Consider the following 17,370-nt stretch of genomic DNA (forward strand, 5'->3'; position numbering starts at 1 on the left):
ATGTATATGATAGTTTGATCGAATTTCCTCTGATATATAGGCGGTACTATCTGTAATAATTGCTGTTTTCATAAGATAGGGATCCATCCTTTGTTATATAAAATAATTTCACTCTATTCTACAACATTTAGGATTAAAATGCATGTAACAAGAGGTTTACCTATTAGTAAAAGCTCCCTTACGTATACATATTAATTAACAAACCTTGAATTTCTCCAACCCGCTTGAGTAAATTTAAACTGTCTTTTTCTTTTTGAAGGATATCATTTGTCAAGTCAACTAGTTTCGTATCCACTTCTTTCACTAACTTATATACTTTAGTCGTTCCTCTATGATTAAATCCTCTTTCTTCATGAAGTTCAAACCCATTTTTAACGACTTCGTTCATAAACTGCTTCACAAGCGTCTTGTATTTCCGCAAAGAATCAATAGTTTGACTTTTCACTAACTGCTTTCCCTGTTCTTCAACTTTATTTATCACTTGAGTTAAATGTTCATAGGTTAGTTCTTTTTGTTTCTTGACCATTACTCCTGTAAATGAAACCGAACCACTTACTTCTTTTTCTCTAATGAGATTCATGGAAGAAGAAAGACTGTTAATTCGCTGTACCTCCACTATGTATCTCTCCTTTCTCTGTTAGTATACACTCCATTCAATTTAGACTTTTAGATGTGCTAGCTGAAAGTTTCGAGAGGCATCTGATGCGTGGATATGATGATTACCCTTTAGCTAACAGTGATGCTTATGTGCTGTTCATAAGAAGACAGCTTGTTTTTTCGGAGCGAAGAGGTAACTTTAGGCGTCGCTTTTAACACTTCATTCCAAGCGTTAGAAAGCTTCTTCATCATTTGTTGAACTTCACATAAAATAAACGTATCTTTTTTAAAATTAGCCATAATTAATCGCTCAGACATATAGTTGTACAGGGTATCTAACTGCTCTGCAATGATACCTGCTTGATATGTTAAGCCAATTCCTAGCCGATATAAAATATCGTTGCACTGTTTAATTTTTTCATTCGCTGTAAAATAATCGCTGTGTTGAATTGCTATAAGAGCTTCATCAATATTTTGAATGAATTTTTCATACATCATAGCTGTTAGCTCTTGCGGAGATTTATGATAGATTAATTCTTCCGTTATAAAATTCAGCTTCATCACCTTCTTGTCTTCTTTAAATCAGTTTTCTATTTATTTCACTAAAAGCTAACTTATAAATTTTTAAAGGACACCAGTTGAGGTTTGAATAAATTCTTCTAAGACCTCATATGTATCTGAATGTATTAAAGACCTTTTTTTACAAGAGCATGCATCAACTTGATGGACATTATTTTGAGGTATGAATGCTTTCTTCGAAGGTTGTAGGATCCTTAAGATTTCCTTTATGCTTAAGCGAAGTTAAAGGACGAGTAAATGTGTAAAGGTATCACCCTTTTCCTTCCTAAAAGATATTTTCTCCCCTTAACTTATCGGTTGTTTTACTTTCTCATTAAATATGACTTTTTACCTACAATTCCAAAAAAATTTATAAAAAGAAAAAAAAAGTCCGATATACCTAGTTGTATATCGGACTTTTGAACTTATCTTACTTCTACCCAACCGTTTTTGATTGCCACAACAACAGCTTGAGTACGATCATTTACATTCATTTTTTGCAAAATATTACTCACATGGTTTTTAACGGTTTTTTCACTAATATATAATGCTTCTCCGATTCCTCGGTTACTTTTACCATCAGCTAACAGTTGTAGCACTTCGCACTCACGACGTGTTAACAAATGTAGTGGACGGCGAATCTCAATTGGTTCGTGCGGATAAGAAGACGATTGTCCTTGAGCTGCTAGTCGACGGTACTCTTTTACTAAACTATGCGTTACTTTCGGGTGTAAATATGAACCACCTTCTGCAACTACTTTCACCGCCTCAATTAACGCATCCGCATCCATTTCTTTTAGCAGATAGCCTCGTGCACCTGTTTGTAAGGCGTGAGTTACATATGTCTCATCATCATGGATAGATAAGATAATAACTTTAGCGTCCGGATTTACTTCTACAAGCTTTTTCGTAGCTTCTACACCATTTACAGCCGGCATGTTAATATCCATGATTACAACATCAGGTTGATGTTCTTCTACAAGGTCAATAACTTCGCTACCGTCGTCACCTTCTGCAACTACTTCAAAATCTTTTTCGAAATCTAAAATTCTTTTTACTCCTTCACGGAATAATTGGTGATCGTCGATTATGATAATTCTTGTCTGCATGTTTGATTCCTCCCCAAATCGAACAACAAATGTTTTACTCTATATTGACCCCTATTTATATACATATCTCTGCCTTTTTAAGCGGCTATAATCGGTACTTTAATCATAACAAGCGTGCCTTGGTTAATTTTCGAATGAACAGAAATAGTCCCATCTAACAAATCAACACGCTCTTTCATTCCTATTAAGCCGAACGAATTCTCTTTTTTCTCTTCTTGATTAAAACCGCAGCCGTCATCTTTGACAAGCAAAATAGCGTGTTCATTGTTGAACTCTATCTTCACTTGGATTTCCGTCGCGTCTGCATGTTTTAATGCGTTCGTTACAGCTTCTTGCACTAGACGAAACAGTGCTACTTCTAATTTTGAAGCAGTTCGCTTCTCTTGTCCAATGGAAATAAACGTAATCCGAGGCTTGCCCTCGTTATAATCTTCGATTGTATCAAGATATTTGCGCAGCGTCGGAATTAGACCTAAGTCGTCAAGTGCCATCGGTCTTAAATCATATATAATTCGACGCACTTCGTATAGGGCAGAACGAACCATTTTTCGTAAATCTCGAATTTCCTCCATTGCTTCTTTTGCACTACGTTCCCGGTAAATTCGGTCAATTAATTCCGATCTCATCATAACATTTGCAAGCATTTGAGCTGGGCCGTCATGAATCTCTCTTGACAAACGTTTCCGTTCCTCTTCCTGAGCTTCAATAATCCGAAAGCCAAAATACTCTTTTTGAATGGCATCTTCTACTATTTCCCCTACTTGTTTTAAATCACTTGTTAAATAATTTAACACAACGGAAATTTGACCTACTAGGTGATCTGCACGTTTAATCGTTTCTTCTAATGTAAGCAAGCGTCTTTCTAGTTCATCTCGACGATTACGCAGCTGATATTCGCTTTGCTGATTCATCAGCAGCTTGGTTTGTAATTCGTGTGCTTTTTCATAAGCGTCTTTTACTTCAGGCTCTGAATAAATTTGAAAATGTCGGCTCACATCAGACAAACGCTTTCGAGCCAACCTTGCCTGAGTTTCCAATTTATCGCCTTGCTCTATCGTCTCAAGAACTTTCCCTTTTAACACTTCTAACTCTTCTTTTATTTGCTGATATTCTTGTCTGGCATCTTCAGAAAGACGATAGACTTCATTTTTACTATCTCCCACTGTGCCAATAATCTTCTCAAAAATTTCATCAAGTGCCTTACTTGTTAATTTATGTTTCGACATTTACTCACCCCAAACTATACTCACATTCGGAGAAATGTCTATACGTTCATGCTATATATAGTATTCGTATGACCTATCTGAATTGTGAGGATAAGATCCATATTTTCTCCCTATCTGACTTTTTATATCCAAAAAGTAACGGTTGTTTTTAGTACCCTCAAACTCGACATCAATCGACGCTTGACTCGCGTTATTTGAATAGATTACCATTTACGCTCACTCTTCAACAGTGACTAACTGCCTGTTTAAACCATTTCATTATTTAGCTATACAAGCCTGCACACTCTTTTATTATAACGTATATTCTGTATAGCTTGTTCAAGTGATGTTGAATTTGATTAATTGATGTCTTTTCATAAACATTTTATACTAATAGCAAGTAAACAGTACGTAAATACCCGTTTTTCTTCTATTTATAACGCTAAGGAGGATTTTTTGATTGTTATCACAATATTATACCGTAAAACAAGAAGGTTCACATGAAATCACTATTCAAAAATCTAGATTCATTTGTCATATGAAACGTGTAACAGCTGAGGAAGAAGCTCAGCAATTTATTCAAGACATTAAAAAACAGCACTGGAATGCTACTCATAACTGTTCAGCTTACCTAATTGGAGAACGAGATCAATTTCAAAAAGCAAACGATGATGGAGAACCAAGTGGAACAGCAGGCGTACCAATGTTAGAAGTGCTTAAAAAAAGAGGCTTAAAAGATACGGTGGTCGTCGTTACGCGCTATTTCGGAGGCATTAAATTGGGCGCAGGTGGCTTGGTGCGCGCATATGGGAAATCTGTTTCCGAAGCGTTAAATGAACTAGGTACAGTCAAACGAACTCTCATGGCGGTTATGCACACAACCGTCGACTATACATGGCTTGGAAAATTAGAAAATGAGCTTCGCAGTTCCGTTTATCTATTAAAAGAAATCCACTACGCAGATATGGTAGAGATTGAAACATTTGTAGAGGAAGCTCAAACAGAAGCATTTACTGAATGGATGACCGAGCTAACAAACGGCCAAGCAGATATTCGAGCAGGTGAGACGACCTATTTAGAAGAAGATGTAGAATGAATTATTTACTCTTATTAAAAAACATTGTACAATTGATAAATAGCGCAACTATTCTGATGGTTGCGCTACTTGTCAATGAGTAAAAACCTCGTACAGATGCATAGCTTTGACGAGTTTGATTCATACATTCCAATTTATAACACATACTAAGTGTCACAATAAGTGTTCGAATATACGAATAAAAGGAGAAACCGTATGGCTCAATATAGACGTTTTCAAAAAAGAGTAAACAAACGGAAAAGAAAACGAAGGCTTTTTACATTTTTTCTGTTACCTATCCTTATTTTAGGGCTTTCTGCAACCGCTTATGGCTCTTATTTGTTTGTTAAAGCTAAAACAGTAGCTTCTGATTCTTATGAAGGACTCGGAGATCGCGATAACTCCCCTATGCGTGATCGTAAAATCGATCCCAAAAAAGATGATATATCCATTTTATTTATGGGCGTAGATGATAGTGAAACCAGGAAATTCGGAAAATCAGCCCGTACGGATGCTTTAATTTTGGCGACCTTTAACGAAACCAATAAAACCGTAAAGCTTGTAAGCATACCTCGAGATTCGCGGGTTTATATACCTGAAGTGAACAGAAAAGATAAAATTACTCATGCGCATGCTTACGGAGGTCCAAAAGCAACTGTAGAAACGGTAGAACAGCTGTTTAATGTCCCTGTTGATTACTATGTTAAAGTGAATTTTAAAGCTTTCACAGACATTGTAGACTCACTTGGGGGAATCGATTTTGATGTACCTTATGCGATGAGTGAAAAGGACTCAAAAGATCGTCATAATGCTATTGTCTTAAAACCAGGAAATCAACATTTAAATGGCGAAGAAGCGTTAGCTGTTGCTCGAACACGAAAACAAGACAACGATATTGAGCGAGGAAAAAGACAACAGCAGTTGATTGAAGCTATGATTAAAAAAGCTGCTTCCATTGGATCACTAAATAAATATGGAAATCTTATCGAAGCTGTTGGCGATAATATGAAAACGAATTTAATGTTCGGTGAAATGCTTTCGTTTTATGATTATGCTTCGAAAAAAGTAGACATCGAAACCATTAACTTAGACGGCAGCGATGAAAAAATTAACGGCGTGTACTACTTTAAACTAGACAATGATTCAGTGGAAAAAGTAAGTGAAAAGCTCCGCAAGCATTTAGGCATTGAATCAACTTCAGATACAACAGAATAATTAAAAAGACCTCTTGGATATCCAAGAGGTCTTTTTAATTAATTTTTTAAACGAAGTCCACGAACCATGTTGAGAATTGGCCTATATGTCTTATCAACTAGTCCTATCTTTTCAACGATAATTTCAATCGCTACAAGGAGGATAGCTAGTACAAGAAAAGACCCCCACATTGTTTGTACCTTTGAGAAGATAACTGCCGCTAAACCAAATATCGCACTCATTCCATAAATAATTAAAACCGTTTGTCTATGGCTGTACCCTAAGCGCAACAAGCAATGATGCAAATGAGATTTATCAGGAGCCGATAGCGGTTGATTTTTTACGATTCGGCGAATAATAGCAAAGAACGTATCTGAAATTGGTACCCCTAAAATAATAACTGGAACAATGAAGGAAATAACCGCTACATTTTTAAATCCTAACAGAGACAATACAGAAATCATATAGCCTAAAAATAGTGCTCCTGTATCACCCATAAAAATCTTAGCGGGGTGAAAGTTGTAAAATAAAAATCCGAGCGTACTTCCCAATACGATGAAACCCATGCTTGTCACAAACACATTGCCCATCATAATAGCCATACCCGAGATGGTAATCAATACAATAGAGGAAACGCCGGCAGCTAATCCATCCAATCCATCAATTAAATTAATAGCATTGGTAATTCCTACAATCCATAATACCGTAATTGGAATACTTAACATTCCGAATTCTAATTTTCCGCCAAACGGCAAGTTAATGAAGTCAATTTGGACTCCACCGTATACAACAACAATTAATGTCGCTACTAGCTGACCGCCTAATTTGATTTTAGCGGATAGCTCAATCATATCATCTAAGACACCGGTAATGATGATAATGATGCTTCCGATTAAAATCGGCAGCGCATATTTACTGTCAGGCTGTAAAACAAGGTATCCAATAAGAAAACTAAAAAATATCGCCAAACCTCCAAGGCGAGGCATAATTTTTTGATGAACTTTTCGTTGATTTGGTTTATCTGTTGCACCTATTTTAAACGCCAGCTTCTTAACCAGCGGAGTGATCAGAATAGATGTAATAAAACAAATAAACAAGGTCAAATATAGCATGGAGACCCTCCTCAGGTTTATGTTAACCAAAACCATAAAAAATGTATCCAACTTTATATAATTGGATAGTATTTCAAATTGCGTATAACAATAATTACTTACTTATTCCCAAAATGGATTATATCACAATGATTCTACTACTTAAATAGAAATTTATTCTCAAAAATTAGCACATTTACAAACTATCAATAGAAAAGAACTGTATTTTTTGGTGTATAAACAGCTGATTTACTTTATTCTTATGTGGTTATTTTATGTAGAACATTTTCTTTACTATACTTTATTAAAATATAAGCGAACTCCCCCCTTTTCGTCTAATTTATTCGTCATCTCTAACTCTTTTTCCTTTTTATTAAGCATATTTAAACCTTTATTTTTATTTCACATGGCCCCACTCATTATATGAACAAACTTTTGACCTATGCATATCCACTATTTCAAACCACATTCACTGAATCGTTGTCCTTATCTTATATCATTTAAAAGTTAAAATATAGTGAAATGGATAGAGATAAAATTAAACAAAAAAAGGAATTTTATCAAAAAAATGAAACTTTTTTTGATGGGGTTCGTAATACATAGTAGGAACAGCATCAATCATCTTACATAAAGGGGGTGTTGAATGAACTATGTTCGGTCTATCTGTTCAAACAGTGTATTTGTATGGATTAATTATCTGCGGAAGTCTCACCTTCTTATACATTTTATTTAGCGATTTGTTAGATGGATTATCTGAAGCGATACCTTTTTTTAACCCCACTCTTCTTTTTTCTTTTTTAACATTCTTTAGTGCCAGTGGATATTTGTTCGCCTATACGTCATTGCAAAATTATTGGATTATTTCGATTTCCGCTCTTATTGCCCTTCTACTCGTTATTTTGCTCAACGTTTTTGTATTGATTCCTTTATCATCGGCTGAAGAATCTCTTGCTTTTACTGAAGATTCGTTAAAAGGAAGACTTGGTACCATTATTACTTCCGTTCCTGCAGATGGTTATGGAGAAGTATTTATCGAAGGGGTTAGCGGCACTATCTCCAAACCCGCTGCCAGCTTTAAAAACACTGCTATACCTTTAGGCAGCAAAGTGCTTGTTGTAGATATACAAAGGGGCAACGCACTCGTTGTGATTTATGAAGAAGTTATGACCAATCACTCATTATAAATAGTATTAGGGGGAGTTTTATGTTTTCAACACCTATATTAGTTGTCGTTGGAATTGTTGTTTTTTTATTAATTGCGCTGATTGCCGTATTTATTACAAAATACCGTACAGCAGGTCCAGATGAAGCGTTAATTGTAACAGGAAGCTATCTAGGAAATAAAAACGTGCACGTCGATGAATCTGGAAACCGCATTAAAATTGTTCGCGGAGGCGGTACGTTTGTGCTGCCAGTTTTTCAGCAGGCTGAGCCTCTGAGCTTGTTGTCAAGCAAACTGGAAGTATCTACACCTGAAGTATATACAGAACAAGGTGTTCCTGTTATGGCTGATGGGGTATCAATCATCAAAATTGGAGGTTCTATTTCAGAAATTGCAACGGCCGCTGAGCAGTTTTTAGGCAAAGCAAAAGAAGATCGCGAAACCGAAGCTAGAGAAGTCTTAGAAGGTCACCTTCGCTCGATTCTTGGTTCTATGACGGTAGAAGAAATTTATAAAAACCGTGAAAAATTCTCTCAAGAAGTACAGCGCGTAGCTTCACAAGATTTGGCTAAAATGGGATTAATTATTGTATCGTTTACAATTAAAGACGTTCGGGATAAGAACGGCTATCTAGAATCTCTAGGGAAACCTCGTATTGCTCAAGTTAAGCGAGATGCTGACATTGCAACAGCGGAAGCTGAAAAAGAAACAAGAATCAAGCGTGCTGAGGCTCATAAAGATGCCCAAAAAGCGGAGCTTGAGCGAAATACAGAAATCGCGGAAGCTGAAAAAATGAATCAGTTAAAAACCGCTGAATATCGTCGCGAACAAGATATTGCCAAAGCTCGTGCTGACCAAGCATATGATCTAGAAACAGCTCGCGCGAAACAGGATGTAACAGAACAAGAAATGCAAATCCGCATCATTGAACGTCAGAAACAAATTGAATTAGAAGAAAAAGAAATTCTTCGTCGTGAGCGTCAATACGATTCTGAAGTAAAAAAGAAAGCAGATGCAGATCGTTACTCTGTTGAGCAATCTGCAGAAGCTGAAAAAGCAAAACAGCTTGCTGAAGCAGACGCCAACAAATATCGAATTGAAGCAATGGCTAAAGCTGAAGCTGAACGCGTTCGAATTGATGGTTTAGCAAAGGCTGAAGCTCAGCGTGCCCAAGGTGAATCTGAAGCTGAGATTATCCGCTTAAAAGGTTTAGCTGAAGCTGAAGCTAAACAAAAAGTAGCTGAAGCATTCGAGCAGTTCGGTCAAGCGGCTATTTTAGATATGATTATCAAGATGCTTCCTGAATATGCAAAACAAGTTGCAAGTCCTTTAGCAAATATCGACAAAATTACGGTTGTGGATACAGGAAGCAACGGTGAAAACAGCGGAGCTAATAAAGTGACTGGCTATGCAACAAACTTAATGTCTTCTCTTCAAGAATCGCTGAAAGCATCCTCAGGTATAGATGTGAAGGAATTGATTGAAAACTTTTCTGGAAAAGGAAATGTGCGACAAAGCTTGCACGAACTAACGGATGAAATCAAGCAGCAAAACAAGAAAGAAGATATCTAAAAATAAAAAGCATGCGGATTATATCCGCATGCTTTTTTAACCTCTTAACACTCGAAGAAGAAACCTAGGTAATTCTAACTGACGCTTCCATCTCCATGGTTCTTTTAACAGTCGATAAAGCCACTCTAAACCAAACTTTTGAAAAACAGCAGGTGCTCGGTTCAATCGTCCTGAAATAACATCGAACGAGCCCCCTACGCCTTGATAAACAGAAGGATTAAGTTTCTCTTTATGAGTAATAATCCAATTTTCTTGGGCTGGACTGCCTAAAGCCACAAAAACAATTTCTGCTCCTGAATCATTAATCGTACGTTCAATGACTTCTTCATTTTTTTCATAGCCATTTAATGTTCCAACAATTAAAATCCCTGGAAACATCTCTTCCAACTTAGCTTTGGCTTCATCTGCAATTCCAGGCTTGGCTCCGTATAAAAAAATTCTTTTACCGTTATTTGTTGCTTCTTTACACAGCTTCAGCATCATATCAATACCCGTTACACGCTCACGAATACGTCCCTTTTTGAGCTTTGAAGCTAAAATCACACCGATCCCATCTGGAATTTGATAAGTCGCTTGATTTAATAGTGACTTTAATTCCCTGTCTTCTTGTGCTTTCATAATTTTTTCAGGGTTGATTGCTACAATAAATGATTTTCGGCCTTTATCTATATCCTGAAGTAACTTTACCGCTAGCTCATCGTACGTGTCGCTACAAACGTCTATTCCTAAGATGTTTTCCTTCATTAAATCACCCGTATGTTGATTTTTTAGTTTTTTACAAACGAAAGACAGGCTGTTCAGCCCGTCTTTTTATAAAGTAGAAACTTTTGAATCACCAAGTAACACTACGTCAAAGCCTGCTGCTTTCCATTGATCACGCTGAATGCAGTTTTTCGTATCAAAAATAACTTTTGTACGCATGTGATTTTCAACAGCTGATGGAAGAAGCTCTTTGAACTCATTATGATCTGTTAAAATAAGAATCACATCCGCATGTGCAACAGCTTCATCCAAACTTTGCGTCTGACGTTCGATTTTATTCTCTTTGATATGAGGATCAAATGCTGTGTAATCAACGCCCAGTTTTTCTAAATGATGAAGTACATCCGTTGATGGACTTTCACGCATATCGTCAATATTTCCTTTAAAAGCTAAACCTAAAACAGCTACACGTCCATGTTGAATGCCCTTTTCATCTAGTAGGCTTTTCGTTTTCAATGCTGTATATTCAGGCATTGAATCATTTGTATGACGAGAAAGAGAAATAATTTTTGCCAGTTCTGGCTGAAGCTCCGTTAAGAACCAAGGGTCAACAGCAATACAGTGGCCGCCTACACCAGGACCTGGTAAATGAATGTTTACACGTGGATGATAGTTCGCTAACTTAATCGCTTCCCACGCATTTACACCAATTTTTTCACTGATTTTTGCCAGCTCATTTGCAAACGCAATGTTCACATCACGATATGTGTTTTCGATTACTTTCACCATTTCAGCTGTTGTAGCATCCGTTACGTGAATATTTCCTTTTACAAATGTTTTATAAAGCTCAACAGTCAAACGACTAGACTCTTCGTTAATACCACCGACAATACGGTCATTATTTACTAATTCCTCAAATACTTTTCCTGGAATAACGCGTTCAGGTGAATGAGAAACAAATAACTCACTGCCTAATTCTAAACCCGTTTCTTTTAGCACAGGTAGCATGACGTCTTCTACTGTACGCGGAGGAACTGTGGATTCTAAAATTACTAAATTTCCTTTACGAACGTAAGGAACAATCGATTTTGTCGCTTCTCGAACATAGTTCAAGTTTGCCGTTTTATCTTCATTAATTGGTGATGGTACAGCAATAATAAAAATATCCGCCTCTTCAGCTGTTGTGCCTACCGTGAAGTGGCCGTTGTCAACTGCTGATTCTAAACGTTCTTGTAAGCCGTTTTCTTCTATATGAAGTTGCTTATTTTTAATTAATTCTACTGCTTTTTCATTTACGTCGACACCATGTACATATAAGCCGTGATTGGCAAACATAACAGCTGTCGGTAAACCTATATATCCTAAACCAACTACACACAATTTCTTTGTCATTGCAGAAAATCTCCTTTATATGACATGCTTAATAAATAAAACCTATCTGATATTATATCGAAAAATGTCATTTCATGATAGCATTTATATAAAAACATGAAATAATTTCTTTTACTTATTATTATGTAACATTTTATGAGAATTCATCAATAAACGATATAACCATCTTTTGTACAGCGAGCTCTAACCCAAAAGAACTATTGAAAATCTCCTTGATTCCCAATAGTTCCCTTAGTAAATATATTTTACATATGCCCTTCTTTTTCGACAATTTCTCTAAAATAGCTCACTAACTCTTCTCGCAGCGGTTCTCTTTGCAGAGCTAAATCAATTGTTGCTTTAATGAATCCAAATTTATCTCCAACATCATAACGCTTTCCTTCAAAATAGTAAGCAAGAACACGTTGGAATTCATTCAGACGTAAAATAGCATCTGTTAATTGAATTTCTCCTCCTGCGCCAATCTCTTCTCTGCTCAAGATATCAAAAATTTCCGGTGTTAAAATATAGCGCCCCATAATTGCATAGCCTGAAGGGGCCTCTTCTGGATTCGGTTTTTCAACGAGCGTTTCTACGTCTAATAATCCTTTTTCAAGAGGCTCTCCTTTAGGACCTACAATTCCGTACTTTGAAGTTTCTTTTCTAGGCACCTCCTGTACACCAACTACAGCGCATTCATATTTTTCGTATACGTTCATTAACTGTTTCAAACAAGGTGTTTCTGATTGAACTACATCATCGCCTAGCATAACAGCAAAAGGTTCATCTCCGATAAAACTTCTTGCACAGTGAATGGCATGACCTAATCCTTTAGGTTCCTTTTGACGAATGTAGTGAACATTAGCCAAATTCGAAATCCCCTGCACTTCTTCGAGCATGTCCCACTTTTCCTTTGCAGCCAATGTTTCTTCTAACTCATATGATTTATCAAAATGGTCTTCAATTGCTCGTTTTCCGCGACCGCTTACAATTAAAATATCTTCAATACCTGATGCTACTGCTTCTTCCACAATGTATTGAATCGTTGGTTTATCKACAATTGGCAGCATTTCTTTMGGCTGYGCTTTTGTMGCYGGCAAAAAGCGTGTCCCTAATCCAGCTGCTGGAATAATAGCTTTACGAATTTTCACTTACTTTTCCTCCTGTCAATGTCAATCGTGCTTATTGGTTATAGTATAGTAAGTCTGCGATTGAGTATGTACACAAAGTCATGTTGAATCCATTTCTTTTTATAAAGAGTCATGTTGGATTCTGCTTTATCATAACAAAAGATTTTGTATAATTCTATTTTTATCATTTATAATGAAAAGAAAATTAATCACTTATAAATATAATTTTATGCTCCACTTATGTATAGAAAGGAATGGGATTATGAGTTCGTTTTCAGATCACTTACAGCACCAATTTATACAGCATTTCCCGTACAGTGATGCACGCTATCGCACAAATGCCCAAGCAGGGCTAGACCTTTACCGTACCCATTCATTCCTCATTTTGCACAATGATGAACAGATATTAAACGTTAAAATCGATTCGTTTTATGTGGAACTAAACAAGCAGTTGCTCCCTGAAAGTACCTGTTCTTGTCAGCATAACGGATTTTGTGAACACTGCTTTGCAGCGTTTTTTTATATGTACTCATTAATAGAACCGCTTGCGCCTCTATTCAAAGAATGGCGAAACCATGAAAAAGCAGCTTTGACTATGCTATCTGCCAAACAAGTGTTAAAAAAGCCGAAGGCAACTTTTCAAGAGTGGAGACAAACTTTTGAGGAGCAGTATACGCTTTTTATGCAGGGGCGGAACGAAAATGACCGTTCCATTTATCATGAATATTATCAGTACTATTACCGTGCTTTAGTGAAAAAGGCTCCCGAGCACCCATTGCTTTATGCTTTATTTTGTATGTATGGAACGGTTCATACATTCTATAAACTATCAGCTCAATTACAGGCACATCAGCTTTCTACTAACATCGAGGAATCATTCGTATATAGTCACGTCTACAAAATAACAAATGAAATTTATGCTACCGCTGATTCGTTAAAGCAAATGAAATACGATGGAGATGCATTATCTATTATAGAGGACAGCATTCCATACATCCGAGAATTATTGCATAAAGATATGCCTTTACAATATGAACGTATTGAGATTTATCGCGTTATTTGGCAAAAAATCTTCACGTTAGAAAAGTGGCGAAAAATTGAGGAAAGCAAATTAAAAGCTAAGTACGGTTCTTTTATAAACAATACAGCTCTTTCCTATCTTTTATTCCTTCAAGAAAAAGATGGCGAAGCAAAAGAACGTTTGAGCGATGAAACACTACAAATGATTCCCTATCTTATTCCTTGGTTAAATGATTTATTGCATGAAAAAGAAACTGACCGCTTTGCTCAGTGGGGCTCTTATATAATGACCTATATAGGAGATTACGTACGCACCGTTCCGACTACTTATCAAGGAAGCCGAAACATGGTCTCCATGATTGTAAATTTATTTCAGCACTATAAAGACTTAACGAACGATCAAACTTTGTATACCGAAGCATTGCAAACGTTACTTCCCTATAGTTTTATTGAATACAGTGATTTTCTATATGCTTCTGACCAATTGAAAAAGTGGGTTGAATTACAGGTGCTTCTTCAATATGACAGCATCAAATATGACGAGCAAACGATAGAAGCCTTAAAACAAAAAGATGAAAAGCTGGTTATTCCTCTTTATCATCAAATGATTTCAAAGCTGATTTATGAAAAAAAGAAAAGCAGTTATCAAGAAGCCTATATCTACTTACAAGAATTAAAGAGACTTTATCTACAAATGAATCGCTCTCTACTATGGGAACATTATATGGAAGAATTAGCGATAAAAACAAAGAAACAGCGCTCGTTTCAACAACTATTAGAAAAAGGAGATTTACTGAATGTTTGATTTGTTTCATTTAACACTTGAAGTCGAACCTGTACACGGTGACTTTTTTCTCTACTGTGTATCACCTAGCGGCCAAATTTTGCTCCCTGATACATGGAAAGATGCGCTGTTTCTATGGCATGAACAGACCTATTACGGAAGCGAAGCCACACAGGTTGAGATTAATGGAAAAAAAGGAATTCTTCTTTCTGCATGGCAAATGTTCACTTTCATACAATTACCTATTCAACAGCATGTGTTGAAACCGGCTTTGTCCGCTTCAGCGGAAGCTTATCAGCAAATTGCAGTCGATATGACAAAGAGGATTATCAAAGGGAAATTTCATTCTCTTCCTTTAAAAAAACAAATGACTGCCTCGCTTTCACAAGCTGATGAGCAAGAGTGGCGAGCACAAATTAAAGAGAGCCTACTAAAAAAAGAAGGAAAGGACTTTTTAATAAGCATAGAAGGCGAGAGCTATAATCCTCCCTTTGACCTTTCATTGCGTATTGTAGAGCCAACGACCGATGGAGATGTATGGACGGCTGAAACATTCGTGATTCCCCACGATGAAGCCAAAGAACCTTTTATACTTGGAAGAACGCTTCCTAAAGAGTGGAACCACTACGAATCATATATCGCTTACGAACACGAACGATGGAAAGCATTGGCTCCTACTTTATACCAAAAAGGAGCGTTTATTCAGTCTGTCCTAACAGATGAGGAAGTATGGGAATTTCTAACTCAAGATAGTGCAGCATTGATTAAACAAGGTGTCTCTATCCATTTGCCAAGCTGGTGGGAATCATTAAAAAAAGCCACCATCAAAGTATCTGGCACTATAGAAAATACTTCATCTGCATTATTTGGTAAACAAGCTATCAGCAGCTTCCGCTGGTCATTTTCTATTGGCGATCAAACTTTCTCAGAAGAAGAGTTTCGGAAATTAGTCGAACAAAAACGCCGATTATTATCTATTAACGGACAGTGGATTCAACTGGATTCTAGATTAATTAAACAAGCGCAGAAAATTGTTAAAGAAGCTAGTAAAAAAGGCGTCTCAATTCATGAAATTTTAAAAACGAAGCTAACCTACATGGCAGACAGTAAAACCGATGAAGAAGAGGTAAAAGTTGAGTTCCAACTACCCGCTTCCTTTCAATCATTTATTACATCCTTAACGGATTTAGAACGGCTGCCGGAAGTGCTGCCTCCCTCTGAATTTAAAGGTACATTAAGACCTTATCAGCAGCAAGGTTTGAATTGGCTCATGTTTTTGAGAAAGTTTAACTTAGGAGGATGTCTAGCAGATGACATGGGGCTAGGTAAAACCATTCAATTAATTAGTTATTTAACAAATATTCATCCGTTACATAGCTCTCCTTCTCTTATCGTTTGCCCAACTTCTTTAATTGGAAACTGGGAAAAAGAATTACAGAAATTCGCCCCTTCTCTTCGTGTTCATGTTCATTACGGGCCGAAAAGAACCAACGGATACGCATTTGAGAAGATATGTGAAAGTACTGACGTCGTGATCACGACTTATCAAGTTGCTCTTTTGGATGTCGAATTGTTGAAAGGGTTTATGTGGAACAGCATTTCCTTAGACGAAGCACAACATGTTAAAAACCCGCAGACTAAACAGGCGAGAGCTATCCGTCAGCTACAAGGAAGACACAAAATTGCGCTTACTGGAACTCCAATTGAAAACCGTCTGCTGGAACTATGGTCATTATTTGAATTCATCAATCCTGGTTACTTAGGAACAATCAATTCATTTAAAAACCGATTTGTAGCAGGCATTGAAAAAGGCGAGAAACCTGAACGAACTGTTGAGCTTAAAGCACTCATTCAGCCTTTCTTATTAAGAAGAACAAAACAAGATAAAAACATCGCCCGCTCACTGCCTGATAAACAAGAACAAAAAGAATATATCCCGCTGACAGCGGAACAAGCTTCACTTTACCAGGAGCTAGTTCAAGGAATGCTTCAAGAAACAGAGGAAAAAACAGGATTTGAACGAAAAGGCATGATTTTGCAAACACTAAATAAGCTAAAATTATTATGCAACCATCCAGCTTTGTACTTAAAGGAAAGTACAGCTAAACAAACGGTACGGCGATCTCATAAAAGTCAAAAAATTATTGAACTCGTAGAGAGCATTCGCACACAGCAAGAAAGCTGTTTAATCTTTACTCAGTATATTGAAACAGGACTCATGCTGCAAAGAACCTTAGAAAAAGAAATCAACGAGCCGGTTTTATTCCTTCACGGAAGTTTATCAAAAGAACAACGAGATGCAATGGTTGCTCAATTTCAAGCAAGGAAAAAAGCCATCTTTATCCTTTCTCTTCGCGCAGGTGGAACTGGATTGAATTTAACAGCTGCAAATCACGTTATTCATTTTGACCGATGGTGGAACCCAGCCGTTGAAAACCAAGCAACCGATCGCGCCCATCGAATTGGGCAGAATAAATTTGTTCATGTTCATAAGTTTATTACAAGAGGAACGATTGAAGAAAAAATTGATGAAGTAATCAATCAAAAACAACATCTAAACAATGAACTCATCCAAGGAGATCAATGGGTAACAGAACTTTCTAATAAAGAACTACAAGAGCTTCTTGCATACAGAAATGAATAAGAAAAATTATAAAATGTGTTACAACGTTACTAAAAAGAGGACTTTTTTACTTGTCCTCTTTTTTTATTAGATCATTCGACACAAAAAAATAAGTGTAAATCAATCTCCAGCTACTGATAAAGATACAAAAAACGCAATAAATAGCGTTTTTTGAAT

Annotated in this window: 14 protein-coding genes; 6 read left to right on the forward strand and 8 right to left on the reverse strand. The window is 36.6% G+C overall.

Annotated features, from left to right (window positions below; translation table 11 throughout):
- Positions 1–178: 178 nt before the first annotated feature.
- The 4 genes from AC1DRF_RS05005 to AC1DRF_RS05020 form a co-directional block, all read right to left on the reverse strand.
- Entirely contained in the window at positions 179–616 is a 438-nt protein-coding gene (locus AC1DRF_RS05005) for a YaaR family protein (protein WP_097824908.1), read from the reverse strand.
- Positions 617–726: 110 nt separating this feature from the next.
- On the reverse strand, positions 727–1,158 hold the full coding sequence (gene fliS, locus AC1DRF_RS05010; RefSeq protein ID WP_427076627.1) for a flagellar export chaperone FliS: 432 nt from the start codon (positions 1,156–1,158) through the stop codon (positions 727–729).
- Between the two features lie 422 nt (positions 1,159–1,580).
- Positions 1,581–2,264, reverse strand: coding sequence for a response regulator (locus tag AC1DRF_RS05015; RefSeq protein ID WP_013059772.1), 684 nt, complete (start codon positions 2,262–2,264; stop codon positions 1,581–1,583).
- A gap of 77 nt (positions 2,265–2,341) precedes the next feature.
- Positions 2,342–3,490, reverse strand: coding sequence for a sensor histidine kinase (locus AC1DRF_RS05020; RefSeq protein WP_013059773.1), 1,149 nt, complete (start codon positions 3,488–3,490; stop codon positions 2,342–2,344).
- A gap of 439 nt (positions 3,491–3,929) precedes the next feature.
- On the opposite strand from AC1DRF_RS05020, the gene AC1DRF_RS05025 reads away from it, so the two are divergent.
- Positions 3,930–4,565 carry a YigZ family protein gene (locus AC1DRF_RS05025; RefSeq protein WP_427076628.1) on the forward strand — a complete coding sequence of 212 codons (636 nt, stop codon included), beginning with the start codon at positions 3,930–3,932 and terminating at the stop codon, positions 4,563–4,565.
- 195 nt (positions 4,566–4,760) lie between these two features.
- Positions 4,761–5,759: an LCP family protein gene (locus AC1DRF_RS05030; RefSeq protein ID WP_013059775.1), complete on the forward strand. Its 999-nt coding sequence runs from the start codon at positions 4,761–4,763 to the stop codon at positions 5,757–5,759.
- A 38-nt stretch (positions 5,760–5,797) separates the two neighbouring features.
- Here the strand turns inward: AC1DRF_RS05030 and AC1DRF_RS05035 are convergent, their stop codons facing one another.
- Positions 5,798–6,850 (reverse strand): glycosyltransferase family 4 protein, encoded by a 1,053-nt coding sequence (locus tag AC1DRF_RS05035; protein WP_013059776.1) that lies wholly within the window; start codon positions 6,848–6,850, stop codon positions 5,798–5,800.
- A gap of 629 nt (positions 6,851–7,479) precedes the next feature.
- Between AC1DRF_RS05035 and AC1DRF_RS05040 the strand changes: the two genes are divergently transcribed.
- A complete protein-coding gene (locus AC1DRF_RS05040; protein ID WP_013085444.1) occupies positions 7,480–8,013 on the forward strand; it encodes an NfeD family membrane protein in 534 nt (177 codons plus the stop codon).
- A gap of 20 nt (positions 8,014–8,033) precedes the next feature.
- Entirely contained in the window at positions 8,034–9,563 is a 1,530-nt protein-coding gene (locus AC1DRF_RS05045; protein WP_013085445.1) for a flotillin family protein, read from the forward strand.
- Positions 9,564–9,599: 36 nt separating this feature from the next.
- On the opposite strand, the gene AC1DRF_RS05050 is transcribed toward AC1DRF_RS05045, so the two are convergent.
- From AC1DRF_RS05050 to galU, 3 genes are all read right to left on the reverse strand, one after another.
- Positions 9,600–10,307, reverse strand: a complete 708-nt coding sequence (locus AC1DRF_RS05050; RefSeq protein ID WP_427076629.1) for a WecB/TagA/CpsF family glycosyltransferase — start codon at positions 10,305–10,307, stop codon at positions 9,600–9,602.
- 66 nt (positions 10,308–10,373) lie between these two features.
- Complete coding sequence (locus AC1DRF_RS05055) at positions 10,374–11,657, reverse strand: nucleotide sugar dehydrogenase (protein WP_013059780.1); 1,284 nt, start codon at positions 11,655–11,657, stop codon at positions 10,374–10,376.
- A 245-nt stretch (positions 11,658–11,902) separates the two neighbouring features.
- Positions 11,903–12,787 (reverse strand): UTP--glucose-1-phosphate uridylyltransferase GalU, encoded by an 885-nt coding sequence (galU, locus tag AC1DRF_RS05060; RefSeq protein ID WP_016765909.1) that lies wholly within the window; start codon positions 12,785–12,787, stop codon positions 11,903–11,905.
- Positions 12,788–13,028: 241 nt separating this feature from the next.
- On the opposite strand from galU, the gene AC1DRF_RS05065 reads away from it, so the two are divergent.
- Both AC1DRF_RS05065 and AC1DRF_RS05070 read left to right on the forward strand, forming a co-directional pair.
- Positions 13,029–14,591 carry a replication initiation protein gene (locus AC1DRF_RS05065; RefSeq protein WP_477740393.1) on the forward strand — a complete coding sequence of 521 codons (1,563 nt, stop codon included), beginning with the start codon at positions 13,029–13,031 and terminating at the stop codon, positions 14,589–14,591.
- The gene (locus AC1DRF_RS05070; protein ID WP_427076632.1) at positions 14,584–17,214 is read left to right on the forward strand and encodes a DEAD/DEAH box helicase; all 2,631 of its coding nucleotides are present in this window, start codon (positions 14,584–14,586) and stop codon (positions 17,212–17,214) included. The genes AC1DRF_RS05065 and AC1DRF_RS05070 overlap by 8 nt, the downstream gene beginning before the upstream one ends.
- Positions 17,215–17,370: the final 156 nt, after the last annotated feature.

This window comes from Priestia sp. P5_B4, assembly GCF_056400385.1.

Coding starts and splice junctions, on each gene's coding strand:
- AC1DRF_RS05070 (WP_427076632.1), top strand. CDS start 14,584: ATGTTTGATTTGTTTCATTTAACACTTGAAGTCGAACCTGTACACGGT.
- fliS (WP_427076627.1), bottom strand. CDS start 1,158: ATGAAGCTGAATTTTATAACGGAAGAATTAATCTATCATAAATCTCCG.
- AC1DRF_RS05055 (WP_013059780.1), bottom strand. CDS start 11,657: ATGACAAAGAAATTGTGTGTAGTTGGTTTAGGATATATAGGTTTACCG.
- AC1DRF_RS05030 (WP_013059775.1), top strand. CDS start 4,761: ATGGCTCAATATAGACGTTTTCAAAAAAGAGTAAACAAACGGAAAAGA.
- AC1DRF_RS05065 (WP_477740393.1), top strand. CDS start 13,029: ATGAGTTCGTTTTCAGATCACTTACAGCACCAATTTATACAGCATTTC.
- AC1DRF_RS05020 (WP_013059773.1), bottom strand. CDS start 3,490: ATGTCGAAACATAAATTAACAAGTAAGGCACTTGATGAAATTTTTGAG.
- AC1DRF_RS05040 (WP_013085444.1), top strand. CDS start 7,480: ATGTTCGGTCTATCTGTTCAAACAGTGTATTTGTATGGATTAATTATC.
- AC1DRF_RS05050 (WP_427076629.1), bottom strand. CDS start 10,307: ATGAAGGAAAACATCTTAGGAATAGACGTTTGTAGCGACACGTACGAT.
- AC1DRF_RS05035 (WP_013059776.1), bottom strand. CDS start 6,850: ATGCTATATTTGACCTTGTTTATTTGTTTTATTACATCTATTCTGATC.
- AC1DRF_RS05045 (WP_013085445.1), top strand. CDS start 8,034: ATGTTTTCAACACCTATATTAGTTGTCGTTGGAATTGTTGTTTTTTTA.
- AC1DRF_RS05015 (WP_013059772.1), bottom strand. CDS start 2,264: ATGCAGACAAGAATTATCATAATCGACGATCACCAATTATTCCGTGAA.